At 71.8% G+C, this 18,779-nt stretch carries 14 protein-coding genes and 1 pseudogene; 5 read left to right on the forward strand and 10 right to left on the reverse strand.

From position 1 onward, the window contains the following. Positions 1-230: pseudogene (locus AC07FV_RS08710) on the forward strand (fusidic acid esterase FusH); the annotation flags it as partial. A 163-nt stretch (positions 231-393) separates the two neighbouring features. Here the strand turns inward: AC07FV_RS08710 and AC07FV_RS08715 are convergent. The 9 genes from AC07FV_RS08715 to AC07FV_RS08755 all read right to left on the reverse strand — a co-directional run bounded on the left by AC07FV_RS08715 (position 394) and on the right by AC07FV_RS08755 (position 13,418). Continuing rightward, positions 394-1,485 (reverse strand): AI-2E family transporter, encoded by a 1,092-nt coding sequence (locus AC07FV_RS08715; protein WP_479085666.1) that lies wholly within the window; start codon positions 1,483-1,485, stop codon positions 394-396. 76 nt (positions 1,486-1,561) lie between these two features. Then, the gene (locus AC07FV_RS08720; RefSeq protein WP_479085792.1) at positions 1,562-3,211 is read right to left on the reverse strand and encodes a PP2C family protein-serine/threonine phosphatase; all 1,650 of its coding nucleotides are present in this window, start codon (positions 3,209-3,211) and stop codon (positions 1,562-1,564) included. 253 nt (positions 3,212-3,464) lie between these two features. Beyond that, the gene (glpK, locus tag AC07FV_RS08725) at positions 3,465-4,982 is read right to left on the reverse strand and encodes a glycerol kinase GlpK (protein ID WP_479085667.1); all 1,518 of its coding nucleotides are present in this window, start codon (positions 4,980-4,982) and stop codon (positions 3,465-3,467) included. A gap of 24 nt (positions 4,983-5,006) precedes the next feature. After that, positions 5,007-5,852: an MIP/aquaporin family protein gene (locus AC07FV_RS08730; RefSeq protein ID WP_383635992.1), complete on the reverse strand. Its 846-nt coding sequence runs from the start codon at positions 5,850-5,852 to the stop codon at positions 5,007-5,009. A 222-nt stretch (positions 5,853-6,074) separates the two neighbouring features. Further along, positions 6,075-6,905 carry an ammonia-dependent NAD(+) synthetase gene (gene nadE / locus AC07FV_RS08735; protein WP_479085668.1) on the reverse strand — a complete coding sequence of 277 codons (831 nt, stop codon included), beginning with the start codon at positions 6,903-6,905 and terminating at the stop codon, positions 6,075-6,077. A 134-nt stretch (positions 6,906-7,039) separates the two neighbouring features. Next, a complete protein-coding gene (locus AC07FV_RS08740; RefSeq protein ID WP_479085669.1) occupies positions 7,040-10,045 on the reverse strand; it encodes a 3-keto-alpha-glucoside-1,2-lyase-like domain-containing protein in 3,006 nt (1,001 codons plus the stop codon). A 227-nt stretch (positions 10,046-10,272) separates the two neighbouring features. Then, positions 10,273-11,694 (reverse strand): DEAD/DEAH box helicase, encoded by a 1,422-nt coding sequence (locus AC07FV_RS08745; protein ID WP_479085671.1) that lies wholly within the window; start codon positions 11,692-11,694, stop codon positions 10,273-10,275. Between the two features lie 147 nt (positions 11,695-11,841). Beyond that, the gene (locus AC07FV_RS08750; RefSeq protein WP_479085672.1) at positions 11,842-12,801 is read right to left on the reverse strand and encodes an alpha/beta hydrolase family protein; all 960 of its coding nucleotides are present in this window, start codon (positions 12,799-12,801) and stop codon (positions 11,842-11,844) included. A gap of 191 nt (positions 12,802-12,992) precedes the next feature. Further along, on the reverse strand, positions 12,993-13,418 hold the full coding sequence (locus tag AC07FV_RS08755) for a PGPGW domain-containing protein (protein ID WP_479085674.1): 426 nt from the start codon (positions 13,416-13,418) through the stop codon (positions 12,993-12,995). A gap of 271 nt (positions 13,419-13,689) precedes the next feature. Here AC07FV_RS08755 and AC07FV_RS08760 point away from each other — a divergent pair, with 271 nt between their 5' ends. After that, the gene (locus tag AC07FV_RS08760; RefSeq protein WP_356610248.1) at positions 13,690-13,929 is read left to right on the forward strand and encodes a DUF5302 domain-containing protein; all 240 of its coding nucleotides are present in this window, start codon (positions 13,690-13,692) and stop codon (positions 13,927-13,929) included. A 137-nt stretch (positions 13,930-14,066) separates the two neighbouring features. Here the strand turns inward: AC07FV_RS08760 and AC07FV_RS08765 are convergent, their stop codons facing one another. Next, positions 14,067-15,014 carry a methionyl-tRNA formyltransferase gene (locus tag AC07FV_RS08765; RefSeq protein ID WP_479085675.1) on the reverse strand — a complete coding sequence of 316 codons (948 nt, stop codon included), beginning with the start codon at positions 15,012-15,014 and terminating at the stop codon, positions 14,067-14,069. Between the two features lie 231 nt (positions 15,015-15,245). Between AC07FV_RS08765 and AC07FV_RS08770 the strand changes: the two genes are divergently transcribed. From AC07FV_RS08770 to AC07FV_RS08780, 3 genes are read left to right on the forward strand one after another with little or no spacing between them, the layout of a single operon-like run. Further along, a complete protein-coding gene (locus AC07FV_RS08770) occupies positions 15,246-16,601 on the forward strand; it encodes a lysine N(6)-hydroxylase/L-ornithine N(5)-oxygenase family protein (protein WP_479085677.1) in 1,356 nt (451 codons plus the stop codon). 11 nt (positions 16,602-16,612) lie between these two features. Next, on the forward strand, positions 16,613-17,671 hold the full coding sequence (locus AC07FV_RS08775; protein WP_479085679.1) for a FecCD family ABC transporter permease: 1,059 nt from the start codon (positions 16,613-16,615) through the stop codon (positions 17,669-17,671). Positions 17,672-17,682: 11 nt separating this feature from the next. Beyond that, entirely contained in the window at positions 17,683-18,771 is a 1,089-nt protein-coding gene (locus AC07FV_RS08780; protein WP_479085793.1) for a FecCD family ABC transporter permease, read from the forward strand. The last annotated feature ends 8 nt before the right edge of the window (positions 18,772-18,779 follow it).

An 18,779-nucleotide genomic window follows, 5' to 3' on the forward strand; every position in this document is an offset into this window, starting at 1 on the left:
TCGCGGTCCGTAAGAACATGGGTACCTACTTCGACGGGGGTACCCACTGGAGCGCGGGCTGGGGCCGTTTCCTGACCGGCGCCGACCTCGGTCGCCTCCGCTTCGGTGATGTCACCGGCGACGGCAAGGCCGACCTGTACGTCCACGTCTTCCACAACGGCGAAGTATCGGTGCGCACCAACAAGGGCACCTACTTCGACGGCGGCAAGGTGATGGCCACCCTTCAGTAGGACTCGCGTCCCGGCCCTGTCGGACCGGGCACTCGACGCGGCACCCTGCCGGCGGTTCCTCCGCCGGCAGGGTGCCGGTGCTCTCACCGTGCTTCGCGTGCGCCGTCGTCGGTACCCTGGCGGGCGACCGATCGACGCGTCACCCGACGAGACCGCCGGTACCTCAGGCGTCGGCCGTCGCGGGTTCCTCCGGGGCGTCGGTGAGTTGGTCGCGCACGTAGTTCCAGACGACCGCGATCAACGCGGCGACCGGTACGGCGAGCAGGGTGCCCACCACTCCGGCCAGGCTGCCGCCCAGCGTCACCGCCAGCAGGATCACCGCCGCGTGCAGACCCAGCCCGCGGCTCTGGATCATGGGCTGGAACACGTTGCCCTCCAACTGCTGGACCACCACGATGATCGCCAGCACGATCAGGGCGTCCGTCAGACCGTTGGACACCAGGGCGATGAGGACCGCGACGAAGCCCGCGAACAGGGCACCCACGATGGGCACGAACGCGGACACGAAGGTCAGCACGGCCAGGGGCAGAACCAGCGGCACGCCCAGTATCCACAGCCCGAGGCCGATGAAGACCGCGTCGAGCAGGCCCACCAGCGCCTGCGACCGGACGAAGGAGCCCAGGGTCTCCCAGCCGCGCGCGGCCACGGCCGGTACGTCGGTGGAGAGCCGGCCGGGCAACTGGCGGGTGAGCCACGGCAGGAACCGCGGCCCGTCCTTGAGGAAGAAGAACATCAGGAAGACCGCCAGGACCGCGGTGATCAGACCGTTGACCACGGCGCTCACCCCCGTGGCCACCGTGGTGACCATGCTGCCGACGCTGTCCTGCACACGGGCCATGGCCGTGTCGACCGCACTGGTGATCTCTGCGTCGCCGATGTTCAGCGGCGGTCCCGCGGCCCACTCGCGCAGCCGCTCGATGCCCTCCACCACGCCGTCGGTCAACTCTTCGGTCTGGGAGGACATCGGCACCGCGATCAACGCCACGACACCGACGGCGACCAGCAGGAACGCCACGGTCACCACCGACGCGGCCAACGCGGGCGCCCATCCGTGCCGCCTCAGAAAACGGGCCGACGGCCAGGTCAGCGTGGTCAGCAGCAGGGCGATCGCCACCGGCCACACGACGGACCACATACGGCCGAGGAGCCACAGGGCCACCGCGAGCAGGACGAATATCAGCAGCAACTCGGTGGAGACACGCGCGGACGTGCGCAGGGCGGCACGGGTCCTCGCGGAACTCAATCTGGCAGACATGGGGATCACCTTAGAGGGACGACGCTCGCCCTCACCCGCGGGTGAACCGGCACGAGCGCCCGGGCTCCCGCGGCCGTCAGTCCGGGGCGCCCAGCCGCACGGCCAGCAGGGCGACGTCGTCGTCGTTCTCGGCGGGCCGCACCCTCCTGAGCAACTCGTCGGTGAACGACTCCATCGGGCGGCGGGCCAGCACCGCCGCATGGCGCCGCAGTTGCTCCAACCCCTCGTCGAGGGAGTGCCCCGGGGACTCGATGAGTCCGTCCGTGTACAGCACGAGCGTCGCCCCGGGCGGCAGAAGCGCCGACGCGTCCGGGCGGGCCTGGTCGGTCCCGGTGCCGAGCAGCAGGCCGTGACCGCCCGTCAGATAGCGGGCCACTCCCTCCCCGGTGATCAGCAGCGGCGGCGGATGCCCGGCGTTCGACCAGGTCAGTGCCCACTGGCCGGCCTCGCACACGGTCATCCGCGCGAACGTCATCGTCGCCATGGGCACATCGGTGATGCGGAGGATCGCCTGGTCGACGCGTTGGACGATCTGGCTGGGCGGCCCCTGGTGGGCCCAGGCGTAGGCACGGAGGATGTTGCGGATCTGCGCCATGCCGGCCGCTGCCTCCAGGTCGTGTCCCACGACGTCCCCGACGGCCAGCGCCGTGCCGCCGTCACTCAGCGGGAAGACGTCGTACCAGTCACCGCCGACATGGGAGGCGTCGGGCGCGGGCAGGTACCTGGCCGTCATCTGCAACCCCGGTACGCGCGGCAGTTGGGGCAGCAGGTAGCGCTGCATGGTCTCGGCAACCTTGCGCTGCCGCTCGTAGAGGCGGGCGTTGTCCAGCGCCAGGCCCGCACGCCGCGTGATGTCCTCCAGCAGCGTGAGGTCGGCCGCCGTGAACTCCCGCGAACCCGCCTCGCGCCCCAGGGTCAGCGCGCCCAGCACCTGGCGCAGGCCCCGGATCGGTGCGATGGCGGCGGACTGGATGCCCGTGGACTCGAACAGGCGGCGCTGCTCCACCGCGATACCGGAGTCCGGCGACCGCTCGTACGTCCGCGGGTCGGTCACCGTCGAGGCGACACCCCGCAGAGCCCGGGACAGCGGCATGGTGGACGACTCGGGCACCGGGGCCATGGGGCCCTCGAGGTCCGGCCGGTGCACCAGGGCCGCGCCCTCCGCGTGCACCACGGCGGTGCGCCACACCTCGTCGCGCTCGGTGATCTGGTCGATCACCGCCCAGTCGGCCAGCCGGGGCAGCACCAGGGCCACGAGCCGGCGCATGGCCTCGTCGACGGAGAGGGTGGAGGTCAGCTGGGTGGTCGTCTCGGCCAGCAGGGCCAGCCGGTCCAGTTCCGTGAGTTGTCCCGAGCCCTTGACGTGGGTGAGGCCCGGGACGTCGTGGAGAGTCGGCGAGTGGAAGACGACGAGCGTCCCGTTCTCGTCGTCGGCGATCCGGCAGGGAGTGATCAGCCACGCGACGGGCATCAGGGTCTCGTCCCCCCGCAGGAACCAGTCCAGCTCGCCCTGGGCCGTGTGCCCGGAGAGGAACGCCTGCCGCATGCCGCACCGGGCCCTGGGCAGCGGTTCGCCGTGAGCGTTGCGGTGCAGCAGGTCGTGCGCGTCGCAGCCGACGAGTTCACCGGCGGCACGGGCCAGGGACCGCTCGGCGGCGGCGTTCACCGCGACGATGCGCCCCTGCTCGTCCACGACGTAGGCGGCACCCCCCAGGGCACCCAGCATCCTGTCCAGTTCCCGGGGCACCTCCGCTGCCTGATCTCCGGCGCAGCCGTTCTCGTCCGGACCGAACACCGCGTCTCCTCACCGTCTGCCGGAAGGACGGTCCACCGAGGAACGCACCACTGAGGGTCCTCCGCAACCCGCCTTCGTCCCGCGCTCCCGAGGGCGAGCGCCGACGCTCAGATCATCGCACCTCCAGCGGCACGAGAGGAGCGGGAACGAGACGTCCGGCGCCGGTCGCAGCCCGGGCCGGGCGTCACGGCACCTGGACCCAGTCGAGGGTGCGCTGTACCGCCCGCTTCCACCCGTCGTAGCCTGCCGCCCGCCGGTCCTCGGCCCACCGGGGCTCCCAGCGCCTGGACTCCTGCCAGTGGCCGCGCAACTCGTCGGTGTCCCGCCAGAAGCCCGTGGCCAGCCCCGCGGCGTACGCCGCCCCCAGGGCGGTGGTCTCCGCGACGACGGGCCGGCTGACGGGGACACCGAGGACGTCGGCCTGGATCTGCATGCAGAGGTCGTTGGCTGTCACGCCCCCGTCGACCCGGAGCACGTCGAGGTGGACCCCCGAGTCCTGTTCCATGGCCTCGACGACGTCGCGGCTCTGGTAGCAGATCGACTCCAGGGTCGCCCGGGCCAGGTGCGCGTTGTCGTTGTAGCGGGCGAGACCGACGATCGCTCCCCGGGCGTCGGAGCGCCAGTAGGGGGCGAACAGGCCCGAGAAGGCCGGGACGAAGTACATGCCGCCGTTGTCCTCGACGGTACGGGCGAGTTCCTCGCTCTCGGCCGCGGTCTTGATGATCTTCATCTGGTCGCGCAGCCACTGCACGGCCGACCCGGTCACCGCGATGGAACCCTCCAGGGCGTAGACCGCCGGGCCGTCACCGAACTGGTAGGCGACGGTGGTGAGGAGGCCGTGCTGCGAGCGGACCGGTTCCGTGCCGGTGTTGAGCAGCAGGAAGTTGCCGGTGCCGTAGGTGTTCTTGGCCTCGCCGGGCGCGAAGCAGACCTGGCCGACGGTGGCGGCGTGCTGGTCGCCGAGCACGCCGCAGACGGGGACGGCGGCGCGCAGCGGCCGGGAGGTCCGGGCGACGCCGTACGCCTCCCGGTGCGAGGACGGGTGGATGGCGGGCAGCATGGCCCGGGGGATGTCGAAGAAGCCGAGCAGTTCGTCGTCCCAGTCGAGCGTCTCCAGGTTCATCAGCATGGTGCGACTGGCGTTGGTCACGTCGGTGGCGTGGATGCCGCCCTCGGGACCGCCGGTCAGGTTCCACAGGACCCAGGAGTCCGTGTTGCCGAAGACGGCGTGGCCACGCTCCGCCGCCTCGCGCACGCCGTCGACGTTCTCGAGGATCCACTGGATCTTGCCGGCCGAGAAGTAGGTCGCCGGCGGCAGTCCGGCCTTCCGGCGGATGACGTCTCCCCGCCCGGAGCGCTCCAGGTGGGCCGCGATGGCGTCGGTGCGGGTGTCCTGCCACACGATGGCGTTGTAGTAGGGACGCCCGGTGCGCGGGTCCCAGACCACCGTGGTCTCCCGCTGGTTGGTGATGCCGATGGCCTCCAGGTCGGTGCCCGACAGCCCGCCGTGGCGCAGCGCGTTCTGCATGACCGAGTTGGTGCGCTCCCAGATCTCCACGGGGTCGTGCTCCACCCAGCCGGAGCGGGGGAGGATCTGGGCATGCTCCAGCTGGTGCTTCGCCACCTCGTTGCCGCCGTGGTCGAAGATCATGAATCGGGTGCTGGTGGTGCCCTGGTCCACCGCGCCGATGAAGTCCGCCATGATGTGTCGCCTCTCCGGCCGGTGTCAGTCCTCGGGCGCCGGTACGCGCCCCGTCGGTTCCGGCTCCGCGGCCGGCAGGAACCGGCCGACGAAGACCTTGTACAGCCCCGCCCCCAGAACGCCGCCGATCAGCGGCGCGACGATCGGCACCCAGAAGTAGAGGTTCCCGTACTGGTCCCGCCAGGCCCCGCCGTATCCGGTCAGGAAGCTGGCCAGCCGGGGGCCGAAGTCGCGCGCCGGGTTGATGGCGTAGCCCGCGTTGGTGCCCCAGGCCATGCCGATGGCGACCACCACCAGGCCGATGACGAAGGGGGCCAGGTTCGCGCCCGGGGGTGTGTTGAGCAGGTCGGTGATGGCCAGGATCAGCAGCAGCAGGATGGCGGTGCCGATGATCTGGTCGCGGAAGGCGCCCCACTCGTGGACCGGGAGCGCGGTGTTCCCGTTGGCGGGGAGCGTGGAGAACACGGTCTGCGTCTTGATCGTGTGGCCGGGGTCGGCCGTCGCCAGCGCCTCCGAGTAGTTCCAGCGGACGAGCAGCGCGGCCACGAAGGCCCCGGCCGTCTGGGCCAGGGCGTACGGGGCCACCTTGCGCCAGGGGAACCCCTTGAACGTGGCGAGGGCGACGGTCACCGCGGGATTGAGGTGGGCGCCGCTGAGCCGTGCGGCCACGTAGACGCCGAGCGTCACACCGAGTCCCCAGGCCCAGGCGATGCTGTCGTGGTCGCCGAGGCCGCCCTCGGGGTCGGTGAGGGCACCGCCCGCGGCCACCTGGGCGACCACGCCGCAGCCGAAGAGGATGAGGATGAGCGTGCCGGCGAACTCGGCCGACAGTTCGCCGAGCAAGCCGGACCGCTTGAGCCGTTCAGCCATGGAAGCGCACCTTCCGCCGGCTGAACCGGCCGTCGACTGTTCGAGCCTTCCAGTCGAAAGATTAGGGCGGTAAGTGACACATCGCACCAATTGTGCGACCACCTGCCCGTACGGTGCTCACCCCTGCCCGGGTGGTCCGGACACACGTACGGGGAGAACGGCGGAGCATCGTCCGCCGTTCTCCCCGCAGGTCAGGTCCTCGGCCCGCGCCGGGCCCGGGCCTCACGGCCCGATGGGCAGCCTGCGCTTGTGGTCGGTCAGCCGGTAGCGGCTGACGATCTTCTCGAAGGCCTCCTCGCCGACCGGCTTGCCCTCGAGGAAGTCGTCGATCTCGTCGTAGGTCACGCCGAGCGCGTCCTCGTCGGCCTTGCCGGGGTCGAGGGTCTCCAGGTCGGCCGTCGGCACCTTGCGCACCAGTTCGGCGGGCGCGCCCAGCGCGTCGCCGACGGCGCGCACCCGGCGCTTGGTGAGGCCGGTCAGCGGGACGACGTCGGCGGCCCCGTCGCCGAACTTGGTGAAGAAGCCGGAGACCGCCTCGGCGGCGTGGTCGGTGCCGACGACGAGGCCGTTGTGCGCGCCGGCCACGGCGTACTGGGCGATCATGCGCTGCCTGGCCTTGACGTTGCCGTGCACGAAGTCCTGGTGGTGGGCGTCGCGGAAGGCGACGTCGGCGGCGAGCAGGGCCTCCAGGGTGGCGTCGCTCGCGGGCTTGATGTCCACCGTCAGCACCTGGTCGGCCTTGATGAAGGAGAGCGCGAGCTGGGCGTCGTGCTCGTCGGCCTGGACGCCGTTGGGCAGCCGCATCGCGTAGAAGCGCGCCTCGTGGCCCGCGGCCCGCGCCCGCTCGACGGCCAGCTGGCACAGCCGGCCCGCGACGGTCGAGTCGACCCCGCCGCTGATGCCCAGCACGAGGGCGCGCAGACCGGTGGAGGTCAGGCGCTCGGTCAGGAAGGCCACCCGGCGCTCGATCTCCCGTTCGGCGTCGAAGGTCTCGGCGACCTCCAGTTCCCGGGCGATCTCCAGTTGCAGGGCGACGGACGCCGGCTCGCTCAATTCCGCTCCTTGTTCGACTCACGGCAGGACTTCCCACTCACCCTACCCAGAGGCGCTCGCAGGACACGGGCCGGCCGGTGACCAGGAGCGGTGCGTGCGGGGTGGCCGTCCGGAGCCACCCCGCACGGCCGCGGTCAGCCCAGCGGCTCGATCCGGAGGTTGCGGAACCGGACCTTGTTGCCGTGGTCCTGGAGCCGGATCGCCCCGGCGGCCGGCGTCTCGGCCCGGCCCGCCGCGGTGGGGCCGTCGAGGGCGACGTCGTCGTGGACCTTCCTGCCGTTCCAGACCACCGTCACCCGGGCGTCGGCGGTCTTGCGACCGGTGTCGTCGAAGCGGGCGGCGCGAAAGACGATGTCGTACGTCTGCCACGTCTCCGGGGCCGTGGCCGCGTTGATGTCGGGCGCCTTCTTCTGGTAGAAGGCGCCGGCTTCATCGGTGGCCGGTGAGGTGTCACCGTAGGAGTCGAGGATCTGCAACTCGTAGCGGTCCTGGAGGTAGATGCCGCTGTTGCCGCGGTCCTGCCCGGTCACGTCCGGGGGCAGCAGGGGGACGCGGAACTCCACGTGGAGGGCGAAGTCCTGGTAGGCGTCCTTGGTGCGGAGGTCGCCGCAGCACACCTCCATCGACCGTTCCTCGGACAGGGGCCACGCCGTGCGCCGTCCGTCCGTGTGCTGCCACTGGTCCTGCGAGGCGGCCGTGCCGTCGAAGAGGGCGACCCGGGCACCCTGCGGGTGGACGGTGATCAGGTCGAGGTTGACGTGGCCGGTGTCGCCCGCCTCGTACCGGTAGGAGACCGTGTTGTGGCCGGCGCGCAGGCGCAGGCGCTCGGTCCGCGTGGACCAGGTGTCCCAGTCCCCGGTGGAGGCGAGGGAGGTCTGCCGCACCTTCTTCCCGTTGGCGTACAGGGACAGCGACTTGGTTCCCTCGAAGGGGTTCGGTCCGTTGGAGTAGCGCAGGTTGACGTCGTAGGTGCCCGACTTCGGGACCGTCACGTCGAACGTGGTGGCGGCCCTGCCCTCGGTGGCGTACTGGTCGACGAAGCCGCTGCCGGAGTGGCCGACGTGGTCGGTGCCGATCCCGGCCGTGCCCGTCAGGTTCGCCTCCTCGGCCTCGTAGAGGGTGGCGGCGGGCGGCTGCTTGCCGGGCATCGCGTTCAGCGTGTACCAGGCCTCGGTGCTCCAGAGCGCTTCACCGGACGCGGAGGTGAAGGGGCGCGGGGAGCGCACGTGCACCACGCGGTCCGGCTTGAGGCCGTCCAGCCGCAGCCGGACGGTCCGGGCGTCCCGGGAGAGCGTCGCGGAGCGCACGGACAGCCGCTCCTCGGCGATCTTCGGGCCGCCGTAGTCGGCGGTGGGGGTGTAGTGCCACTGCTGGGCCTCGTAGCGGGCGGCCAGCTCGGCTGCGGTCTCGGCGGACACCGGCTGGGTGTACGTCAGGTCGAAGCCGCCGGGGACGGCACGCATCTTCTGGATGTCGAAGGTGTTGCCGCCGTTGGGCGTGAGCTTCTGCAGGCCGAACTTCAGCTTGCCCTCCTGTCCCCAGTTGCCGTCGGCGCCGAGGCCGCCGGCGTAGACCGCCCCGTCGGGGCCGACGCTGATCCGGTTGACGCCGGCCTCCAGGCCCTGGGTGTAGCGGAAGACGGCGCCCTGGTACTGGCCCTTGACCTTCTCCAGGTAGGCGCGTTGCAGGCCGCCGTAGGTGACGTCACCGATCAGCATCTGGCCCTTGAAGGTCCCCTTCTTCACGAGCAGCGGGGTGGAGGGCGAGTTGCCGATCTCGTTCTGCGGCAGCCACAGCACCGGCTTCGTGACGGGGGAGTCCTCGAAGGGTCCGGCGGGCTCGGTGTAGTGGTTGAAGAAGCGGTCCTGCTTGACCTGGACGAGCTTGGACGAGGGCAGCCAGCCGCCCTGGTTGTCGGTGGCGAAGAGACCGCCGTCCGGGCCCCAGCCGATGCCGTTGGGGGTCCGCAGTCCGCCGGCGACCGGGCTGATCTTCCCGGTCCTCTTGCTGATCTTGTACGTCGTCCCGCGGCCGGGCGCGGGCTGCGGGGTGGTGGTGGCGCCGCCGAGGTCGATGGCGACGGAGAGGTTCACGTAGAAGTAGCCGTCGCGGTAGAGCAGGCCGAACGCGAACTCGTGGAAGTTGCCGCCGTACGGCCAGGTGGCGACCGTGCGCAGCTCGTCGGCCACGTCGTCGCCGTCCCCGTCCACCAGCCGGGTCAGTTCGTGCTTCTGCGAGACGTACAGCGAACCGTCGACGTACTTGATGCCCATGGGCTCGCGCAGCCCGCTCGCGATCTTCTTGACGGTGACCTTGTCCCGGCTGGTGGCACCGGTGACGTTGTCGAGCAGGTACACCTCACCGGCAACGTTGTCGGTGCCGCCCCAGGTGCTGATCGCGAGGCGTCCGTCGGGCAGCCAGTCCATGCCGCTGACCTGCGGTTCGAATCCGTCGGGGCGCAGGTCGGTGAGGGTGAGGTCGGGGCGGACGGAGGTCAGCGGCAGGCCGTCGCCCGGGGTGTCCCGTCCGGCCTCGCACTCCTTGCGGCCGGGCGCCGTCACCCGGACGACCCCGGCGTCGGTGCTCAGTGCCTCGCGGGGTACGACGGTGAACTCGCTCTCGCCCGGCGGCTTCCAGGACAGCTGGAGCTGCTGCCCGCCGCCGCGGTCGAAGTGGTCGACGCGCAGCGGGTGCGCTCCGGCGGTGAGGTCGACCGCGCCGTCCTTGGGTTCCGCGCCGTGCAGTCCGTCGTGGTCGATCACCGTGGCCTGGTCGAGGGTCAGCCGTGAGCCGTCGTCGCTGGTGAGACGGAACACGTAGGTGCCGTCGCGGGGCGCGACCAGGTAACCGGAGGCCTGCGAGACGAAGTTGTCCGCGATGCCGCCGAAGTCGTCGGTGGTGGACCAGTCGACCGTCGGCATCAGCTTGTCGTGGTTGGGGGTCTGGCCCGTCTTGAGGGTGCACAGCTCGTTCAGGGGTGTCTGGACGTCGAACACGCGCAGCGTGACCCCGGGTTCCTGCGGCGGGATGTCGGCCGGGGCGGCGGCCGACGGGGCGGCCAGGACGCCGCCGGTCGCGACGGCCGACGTCAAGAGGAGGATGAGGTCTCTTCGAGCCCGCGAGAACAGGCGTTGGGGCATTGGTCCTCCGTGGCGTGGGGACCGGACCGTGCCGGAATTCGCTCCGGTCGTGAGCGGAGTGGCTTCAGTTCCGCCGCAAAGGTAGGAGACTTCCGCTTGGCATGTCCATACTTTGTCATCGATGTGTTCAAAGTTCCCGGCGCCCCGGGAGTGCCGGCAGGCCGCCGGGCACGACGAAGCCCGCCCCCGCGTGGTGCGCGGGCGGCGGGCGGTGCCGATCGGGCGGGTCAGCGGCCCTTGCGCACCCGGGCCGCGGCCCGGGCTTCGGCGGCCTTGCGGGCCTCGGAGGTCTTGCGCGACTCCTTGGCGGGGCGTCCCGGCCGGGCGCCGAGGCCGCGGAAGGGGGCGTTGCCACCGCTGGAACGCGGTGCGGCCGGAGGACGCTTCGCGCCGGTGATGTCGGTCAGTTTCTGTTCGCCGGAGCGCACCGGGGTGACCGTCGGGCGGATTCCCGCCTCCGACATCATCCGGCTCACGTCGCGCCGCTGGTCGGGGGTGACCAGGGTGACCACGCGTCCGGACTGTCCGGCGCGCGCGGTGCGCCCGCCGCGGTGCAGGTAGTCCTTGGCGTCGGCCGGCGGGTCCACGTTGACGACGAGGTCGAGCGCGTCGACGTGGATGCCCCGTGCCGCGACGTTGGTCGCGACCAGCACGGTGACGTCGCCGTCCACGAACTGGCCGAGCGTGTGGGTGCGCTGCGGCTGCGACTTGCCGCTGTGCAGGGCGGCGGCCCGCACGCCGGCGGCCCGGAGCTGACGGACGAACCGGTCGGCCCCGGCCTTGGTGTCCAGGAACATCAGCACCCGGCCGTCACGGGCGGCGATCTCGGTCGCGAGGGCGTACTTGTCCGCCGGATGGACGGTCAGCACGTGGTGCTCCGAGCCGGCGACGGAGCCCGACACCGGGTCGACCGACACCAGGACCGGATCGTGCAGGTGACTGCGCACCAACACGTCGACGTCGCCGTCGAGGGTGGCCGAGAAGAGCAGCCGCTGCCCGTCGTCCGGCACCTGGTCGAGGATGCCCGTGACCTGGGGCAGGAACCCCATGTCGCACATCTGGTCCGCCTCGTCCAGCACGGTGATCCGCACGCGGTCCAGGTGGCAGTCCCGGCGGGACACCAGGTCGGCGAGGCGCCCCGGTGTCGCGACGACCACCTCCGCGCCGTCGCGCAGCAGCTCCGCCTGGCGGTTGATCGACAGGCCGCCGACCACCGTGGCGAGCCGCACGCCCAGCGTCCGCGCGTACGGCGCCAGGGCTTCGCTCACCTGCTGGGCGAGTTCCCGCGTCGACACCAGGACCAGGGCCAGGGGCCGCTTGGAGTCGGCCCGCCGCCCCGCGGTCCTGGTGAGCAGGGCCAGCCCGAAGGCCAGGGTCTTGCCGGAACCGGTCCGCGCGCGGCCGAGGACGTCGCGGCCCGCGAGCGCCTCGGGCAGGGTGGCCGCCTGGATCGGGAACGGGTGCGCCACGCCGAGGCCGGTCATCGTCTCCAGCAGCGCCGAGGGCAGTCCCAGGGAGTCGAACGACGCGGCCGGCGGTCCGTCCGCCGGGGCGGGCCGGGGCGGCCGGCTCCGGTCCTGGGGTGCGGTCGCCCGCGAGGGCGTGCCGCCCTGGGAGGAGGCTTCTCGGGCGGACGGCTTCGCGTGCATGGGGGACGACCTTCCTGATCAGGCGCCCGGAACGCGCCCGGGTCCGTACCCCTCGGTACGGACCCGGGCGCCTCGAAGCGTGGACCCGAGTTTACCAGCGGGCTTCCCGGGGCCGGCGGCCTCCGCGGGCCGCCGGCCGTCGGCGGCCTACTTGGACTCGATCCGCCCGAACGGGTCGGCCCCCGCCGTCAGCTCGTCGCACGCCTCCTTCCAGGCCGGGTCCGCGGGGTGGAACACGCTGCGCAGGTAGGCCCAGGTGAGGCGCTGTACCGCGGCCACCCGCCCAGGGCTCTCGTCGGTGGTCTCGGCGGCGTCGTAACCGGCGATCCCGCCCAGGCCGTGCTCCGCCTCGGGCAGGGTGAGCAGGGTCTTGGGGCCGGGGGAGAGGACGTACGGATCGGTGTGCCACTCCGGTCCGCGGACCGTCAGGTGCGCGGACGCGTCCTTCTCGCCGGCGACCACGAGGGCGGGGGCGGTCATCCGGGAGAAGTCGGTGGTGCGCAGGAACGGGAGGTTCCGCGCGGCGTACTCGCTCAGGGAGTCGCCGCCCCGGCCGGGAGCGGCGAGCAGGACCCCCGCCGTGATGCGGGGGTCGCTCAGGTCGACCTCCCTCCCGTCGTCCGGGTCGGTGAGGCGGGCGCCCAGCAGCAGGCTCGCGGTGTGCCCGCCCATCGAGTGGCCGGCCACGGCGACCCGGCTGCCGTCCAGTCGCCCGCGGAGCTGCGGTACGGCGGCCTCCAGCTCGTCCAGCCGGTCGAGGACGCGGCTCATGTCCTCGGCCCGCGACCGCCAGTGCAGCGGCGCGCCGGGGGTGTCGGGGGCCAGGCGCAGGGTCCGGGAGCTGAGGTGGGTGGGCTGGACCACGACGAAGCCGTGGGCCGCCCAGTAGTGGGCGAGGGGCGCGTAGCCGTTCAGGGAGGACAGGTGGTTCGAGGGGCCCTGGCCGTGCGAGAGCAGGATGATCGGCAGCTCGCCGCCGGTCAGGGGCGCGGAGACCCGTAGCTCGAGGTCCACCGCCCGGCCGGGGGACGGCAGCACGACCGGGCTGACCGAGAGGACGGGGGCGGGCGGGACGCGGTGGGCGGCCGCGGTGATCGGTGTGCTCATGACATACGTCCGTTCGGTGGGCGCCGCGACCGGTCCGGGCCGGCCGACGACTCGCTGGAGGGGTTCGTGAGGGATCGCGCCGGCCGCAGGAAAGGAACCGGAACGTCGTCCCGTTTAATATACGGAACGCTGTTCCGTTTGGTCAACGGTGCTCGGCGCGGACCGCCCCCTCGCCGGGCCCCGCGTCGTCGTCACCCGGCCGTCGGCGGGTCGTCGCGGCGGGCCGCCCGCACGCGACGGTGGCTCCAGAAGAGCAGCGCGAAGAGGACGAAACCGGAAATGATCAGACTCGCGCCGGTGCCCCATCCGGAGAACGGCAACCAGGACAGGAGGCCCCACGCCAGGCCCGCGCCCACGAGGCACAGTCCCGCCAGCACGGAACCGGCCACCCGCCGGCGCGAGGAGACGCTCTCCTCGGCCGCGCGCATCGCCTGCCGGCGCACGGGGGCGACGAACCGGTCCAGGGCGGGGACGGCGCGCGACAGCAGCACCACCCCGGCGAACACCAGCAGCAGGCCCGGTCCGGGCAGTACCAGCAGGGCGATGCCGACCAACACCAGCACGGCACCCAGGGAGCCCAGGGCGGCCCGCCGGATCGAGTCGACGCTGCGCCCCATGAGGCCACCTTCCTGCGGTCCGCCAGAACCACGGTTCCCGTCGGCCCGTCCCACCTTAGGCAGGCATCGGAGGGCGGGCGATCCAGCGGGGGCAGCGGTGGCGGCGGCCTTTGCGCGCGACGACCGTGTTCGGGTGCCGAGGGCCGCCGACGGCGGGAGTGCCGCGGCCTGCGGCCGGATCGGGAAGGCGGCAGGGTGTCCGATATTCGTTCCTGGGGCGGTCGTCGGCATGACAAGCTGTGATCCTGTTGTCCTAACCCAGGAGGTCACCATGGCTGCAGACGACTCATCGCAAGCAGGTTCGGAGTCGGCCGAGGCCGAGAACCCCGCCCTGGCGCCCGACGAGGAGGGTCAGTACGACCTGAAGGGCAAGTTCCGCGAAGCCCTGGAACGCAAGCGCAAGCAGGCGGACGAAGCGGGGCGTGCCGCGAACGTGGACTCCTCGAAGATCCGCGGCGCGCACGGTCCGGCTTCCAGCCAGCGCTCCTTCCGGCGCAAGAGCGGCGGCTGAGTCCGACACGGGCTGTCCGGCGGTCGGCGTGACGCGTCCGATCCGCCGGACCCCACCCGCCGCGCGCCGTGTCGGCCCACGGTGGGACGACGTCGACGCGACCACGGCCGGTGCGGGAGCCCGGCCGTCCGGTCCGCTCAGGGGCGGCTGGTCAGATAGCCGCCCATGGAGGTGAAGTACTCCGCCGCGGACAACTCCCGTCCGTCCTCGGTCCGTACGCGCGTGATGGCCAGGCCGTGGTGGCGACCGGTACGGGCCTCGGCTCCGGCCACGATCACCACGCCGTCGCCCTCGCGGTAGAAGACGCGACCGGGTGTCCCGCCGTAGCGGCCCTGGGAGACGACGGCGGCGAGCACCTCCAGTCGCCTGCCCCGGTGGAACGTGAAGGCGCTCGGGTACGGCTCGGACTGGGCGCGGACCAGCCGCTCCAGGTCCTCGGCCGGCCAGCTCCAGTCGATGCGGATGTCCTCGGCGGAGCGCTTGTGGAAGAAGCTCGCCTGTGACCGGTCCTGCTTGGTGAACTCGGTCTGCCCGGCGGCGATGAGGCCGAGGGCGCCGACGGTGACCGGGGCGATGAGGTCGACGGTCTTGTGGAAGAGGTCGGTGGCGGTGTCCGTCGGTCCGACCGGCACGGCCTCCTGCCGGACGATGTCGCCGGCGTCCAGCTCGTCGTTCATCATGTGCGCGGTGACGCCCACCTCGGACTCGCCGTTGATCAGGGCCCAGATCAGCGGGGAGAAGCCGGCGTACTTCGGCAGCAACGAGTCGTGCACGTTGAGCGTGCCGTGCCGGGGGAGGCCGAAGATGCGCGGGGGAATCCACGTCCGCCAGTTGTTGGCCACGATGATGTCCGGCTCGGCCGCCTGGAGGCGTTCGAACAGCTCCTCGTCGTCCGGGCGGTTGCGGATCAGCACCGGGACGCCGTGCTCCTCGGCGAGGTCGGCGACGGAGTCGCTCCAGATCTTCTCGTAGGCGTGCTCGCTCTTGGAGTGCGTCACGACCAGCACCACGTCGTGCTCGGAGTCCAGGAGGGCTTGGAGGGTGCGGTGGCCCCAGGTCTGGTAACCGAACATGACGACCCGCATGGGGTTCCTCCTCAGGGCAGGAAACGGCCCCGCAAGTAAAGCAAGGCTTGCCTTAGCCCACAACACCGCACCGTGTGAAATCAGTTGGGGATGCCGACCGCCTCTCGCCCTATCGACAGTCGCACCGCATTAGCTTAGGCTCACCTAAGTTTCCGGCGGGAGTGCTCCGTCGGCACGTCCCGTTCCGTCCCCCACGCCCGACAGGCGACTGTCCCGCACGATGGGAGTGACATGTCACAGGTTCTTCCTGATGACGCACCACCGGTCCACGACCTCATTGGCATCGGCTTCGGCCCCTCCAACGTGGCCATGGCCATCGCGCTCAGCGAGCACAACGCGGGCGTCGGCGGGCAGGAGGCGGTCACCGCCCGCTTCTTCGAGCAGCAGCCGCGCTTCGGCTGGCACCGCGGCATGCTCATCGACGACGCGACCATGCAGGTGTCCTTCCTCAAGGACCTGGTGACGCTCCGGAACCCGGCCAGCGAGTTCAGCTTCCTCTGCTACCTCCAGAGCAAGGGGCGGCTGATCGACTTCATCAACCACAAGAACCTCTTCCCGCTCCGGGTGGAGTTCCACGACTACCTCGAGTGGGCCGCGGCCAAGGTCGACGACCTGGTCTCCTACGGTCACGAGGTGGTCGGCGTCGCACCCGTCGTGCGCGACGGAGCCGTGGACCACCTGGAGGTCACGGTCCGCTCGGGGGAGGGGCTGGAGGTCCACCGGGCCCGCAACCTCGTCCTCGGCACCGGGCTGCGCCCCCTCCTGCCGGAGGGCGTCGAGCGCGGCGACCGCGTCTGGCACAACTCCGAACTGCTCGCGCGGGTCGACGGGTTGGAGGGCACCTCCCCCTCGCGGTTCGTCGTCGTCGGAGCCGGACAGAGTGCCGCCGAGAACGTCGCCTACCTGCACCGCCGCTTCCCCGACGCGGAGGTCTGCGCGGTCTTCACCCGCTACGGCTACAGCCCCGCCGACGACAGCGGATTCGCCAACCGGATCTTCGACCCCGCCGCGGTCGACGAGTACTTCGCGGCACCCGGGAGCGTCAAACGCCGGCTGATGGACTACCACGGCAACACCAACTACTCCGTGGTGGACATCGACCTGATCGACGACCTGTACCGGCAGATGTACCGGGAGAAGGTGCTCGGGACCGAACGGCTGCGGTTCCTCAACGTGTCCCGGCTCACCGAGGTCGAGGAGACACCGGACCGGGTCCGTACCACCGTGAAGTCCCTCGTCACCGGCGAGGAGACCCTCCTGGACGCGGACGTCGTGGTCTTCGCCACCGGCTACAGCCCGGCCGACCCCCTCGGCCTCCTCGGCGAGGTCGCGGAGCGCTGCCTGCGCGACGCCGACGGACTGGTCCGCGTCGAGCGCGACTACCGCATCGCGACCGACCCGGACCTGCGCTGCGGCATCTACCTGCAGGGCGGCACGGAGCACACCCACGGCATCACGTCGTCGCTGCTGTCCAACACCGCCATCAGGGTCGGCGAGATCCTGGAGTCGCTCCTCGCCCGGGGCGTCAAGGCCGCCTCCGACGAGGTCCGTACGGTCGCCGACGGAACCGGCGGCACGGCGCGTTAGTGTACGTCGCCATGACCACGACTGCGGTTTCCCGCCCCGCGCCCGGGGGGACGGCGAAGGCCCGCCGGAAGCGGGTGGCGGGGCTGGGCGTGCTCGCGTTCCTCCTCGTGGTCGCGGGCGCCGCGTCGCTGGCCGTCGGCGCACGCGCCCTGAGCCCCGCCGAGGTGTGGCACGGCTTGTTCTCCGCGCCCGACGCCGATCAGCGACTCACCGAGATCAGGCTCATCGTGCGCACCGTGCGGGTACCCCGCACGGTGCTCGCGGTGGTGGCGGGCGTCGCCCTCGGGATCGGCGGGGCGCTGATCCAGGGCTACACGCGCAACCCCATCGCCGACACGGGCCTGCTGGGGGTGAACTCCGGTGCCTCCTTCGCCGTGGTGTCGGGGATCGCCCTGTTCGGGTTCACCGACCCGTTGCAGTACGTCTGGCTGGGCTTCGTCGGTGCGGCGGCCGCCGGTGCCGTCGTGTTCGGTCTGGCCAGCATCGGCCGCGGGGCCGGCAACCCGCTGACGCTCGCCCTGGCCGGGCAGGGCGTCACGGTGTTCCTCGCGGCGATGACCACGGCCGTCGCGCTGACGGACAAGGCCTCGCTGAACGCGCTGCGGTTCTGGAACGCGGGCTCGGTGGCCGGCGTCGGCTTCGACGTCATCTGGCCGGTGACCGCGTTCATCGCGGCCGGACTGGTCCTCGCCCTCACCACCCTGCCCGCGGTCAACCTGCTCAACCTGGGCGACGACGTGGCGCGGGGCCTCGGGGTGAACGTCGCCCTGACCCGGACCGTCGGCGTCCTCGCCATCACCCTGCTCGCCGGCGCGGCCACCGCGGCGTGCGGCCCCATCGCGTTCGTCGGCCTCATGGTGGCCCACGTGGCCCGGTACCTGACCGGACCGGACTACCGCTGGCTGGTGCCGTACGCGGGTCTGCTCGGTGCGGTGATCCTGCTGGTCTGCGACATCGTGGGGCGACTGGTGGTACGGCCGTCGGAGCTGGACGCGGGGGTCCTCGTCGCGCTCCTCGGCGCGCCGTTCTTCGCGGCCCTGGTGTGGCTCGGGAAGTTCAAGAACACGTGAACGGGGCCGAAGTGAAGACGAGCGGGGCGGACGCGCGGCGGGACGCGGCGCACACCGGGCCGGCGCTGACACCGGGTCTGCGGTTCGGCCGGGTGTCCTTCGTGTGGCGGCCCTGGACGGCCTGCGTCACCCTGCTGCTGGCGGCGGCGGCCTTCCTGCTGTTCTGCCTGTCCATCGGCGTCGGGGACTTCCCGATCAGCCTGTCCCGGGTGGTCGCGACCCTCTTCGGCCGGGGCGAGCAGGTGGACGAGTTCGTGATCATGGACCTGCGGATGCCCCGGGCGCTGGCCGGGCTCGTCGTGGGGATCGCGCTCGGGGTGTCCGGGGCGCTCACCCAGGCCATCGCCCGCAATCCGCTGGCCAGTCCGGACATCCTGGGCATCACCAACGGCGCGAGCGCGGTCGCGGTGTTCCTGGTGACCGTCTCCGGCGGCACCGCCGCGGTGATCGCCGACGCCGTGGGCCTGTCCGCGGCGGCCCTCGCGGGAGGCCTCGGCACCGGTCTGCTCGTGTACCTCCTGGCCTGGCGCCGGGGGATCGACGGCCTCCGGCTGATCCTGATCGGCATCTCGGTGAGCGCCGCGATGCAGGCGATCACCACCTGGCTGCTGGTCACGGCCGACATCAGGGACGTGGCCCGGGCTCAGGCATGGCTGGTCGGCTCCCTCGACAACCGGTCGTGGGACGAGGTCCGGGTGGCCGTCTGGGGCACGCTGGCCCTGCTCGTCGTCGTCACGTGCGTCTCCTTCCAGTTCAAGCCCCTGCACTTCGGCGACGAGATCGCCGCGGGCCTCGGTGTGCGGTACTCGGCGGTGCGGGCGGTGCTGCTGCTGTGCGCCGTGCTGCTCGCCGGTGTGGCGGTGAGCGCGGCGGGCCCGGTCCCGTTCGTCGCGCTGGTGGCGCCGCAGGTGGCGATGCGTCTGGCGCGGTGCCCGACACCGCCGATGGCGGCCTCCGGGATGGTCGGGGCGCTGCTGCTGATCGGCTCCGACCTGGTCGCGCGCACGGCGCTGCCGGTCTCGCTCCCGGTCGGCGTGGTGACCGCCGCGATCGGTGGCCCCTTCCTCGTCCATCTGCTGGTACGGGCGAACCGCAGATAGCTGGTACA

Source organism: Streptomyces sp. NPDC045956, assembly GCF_056430705.1.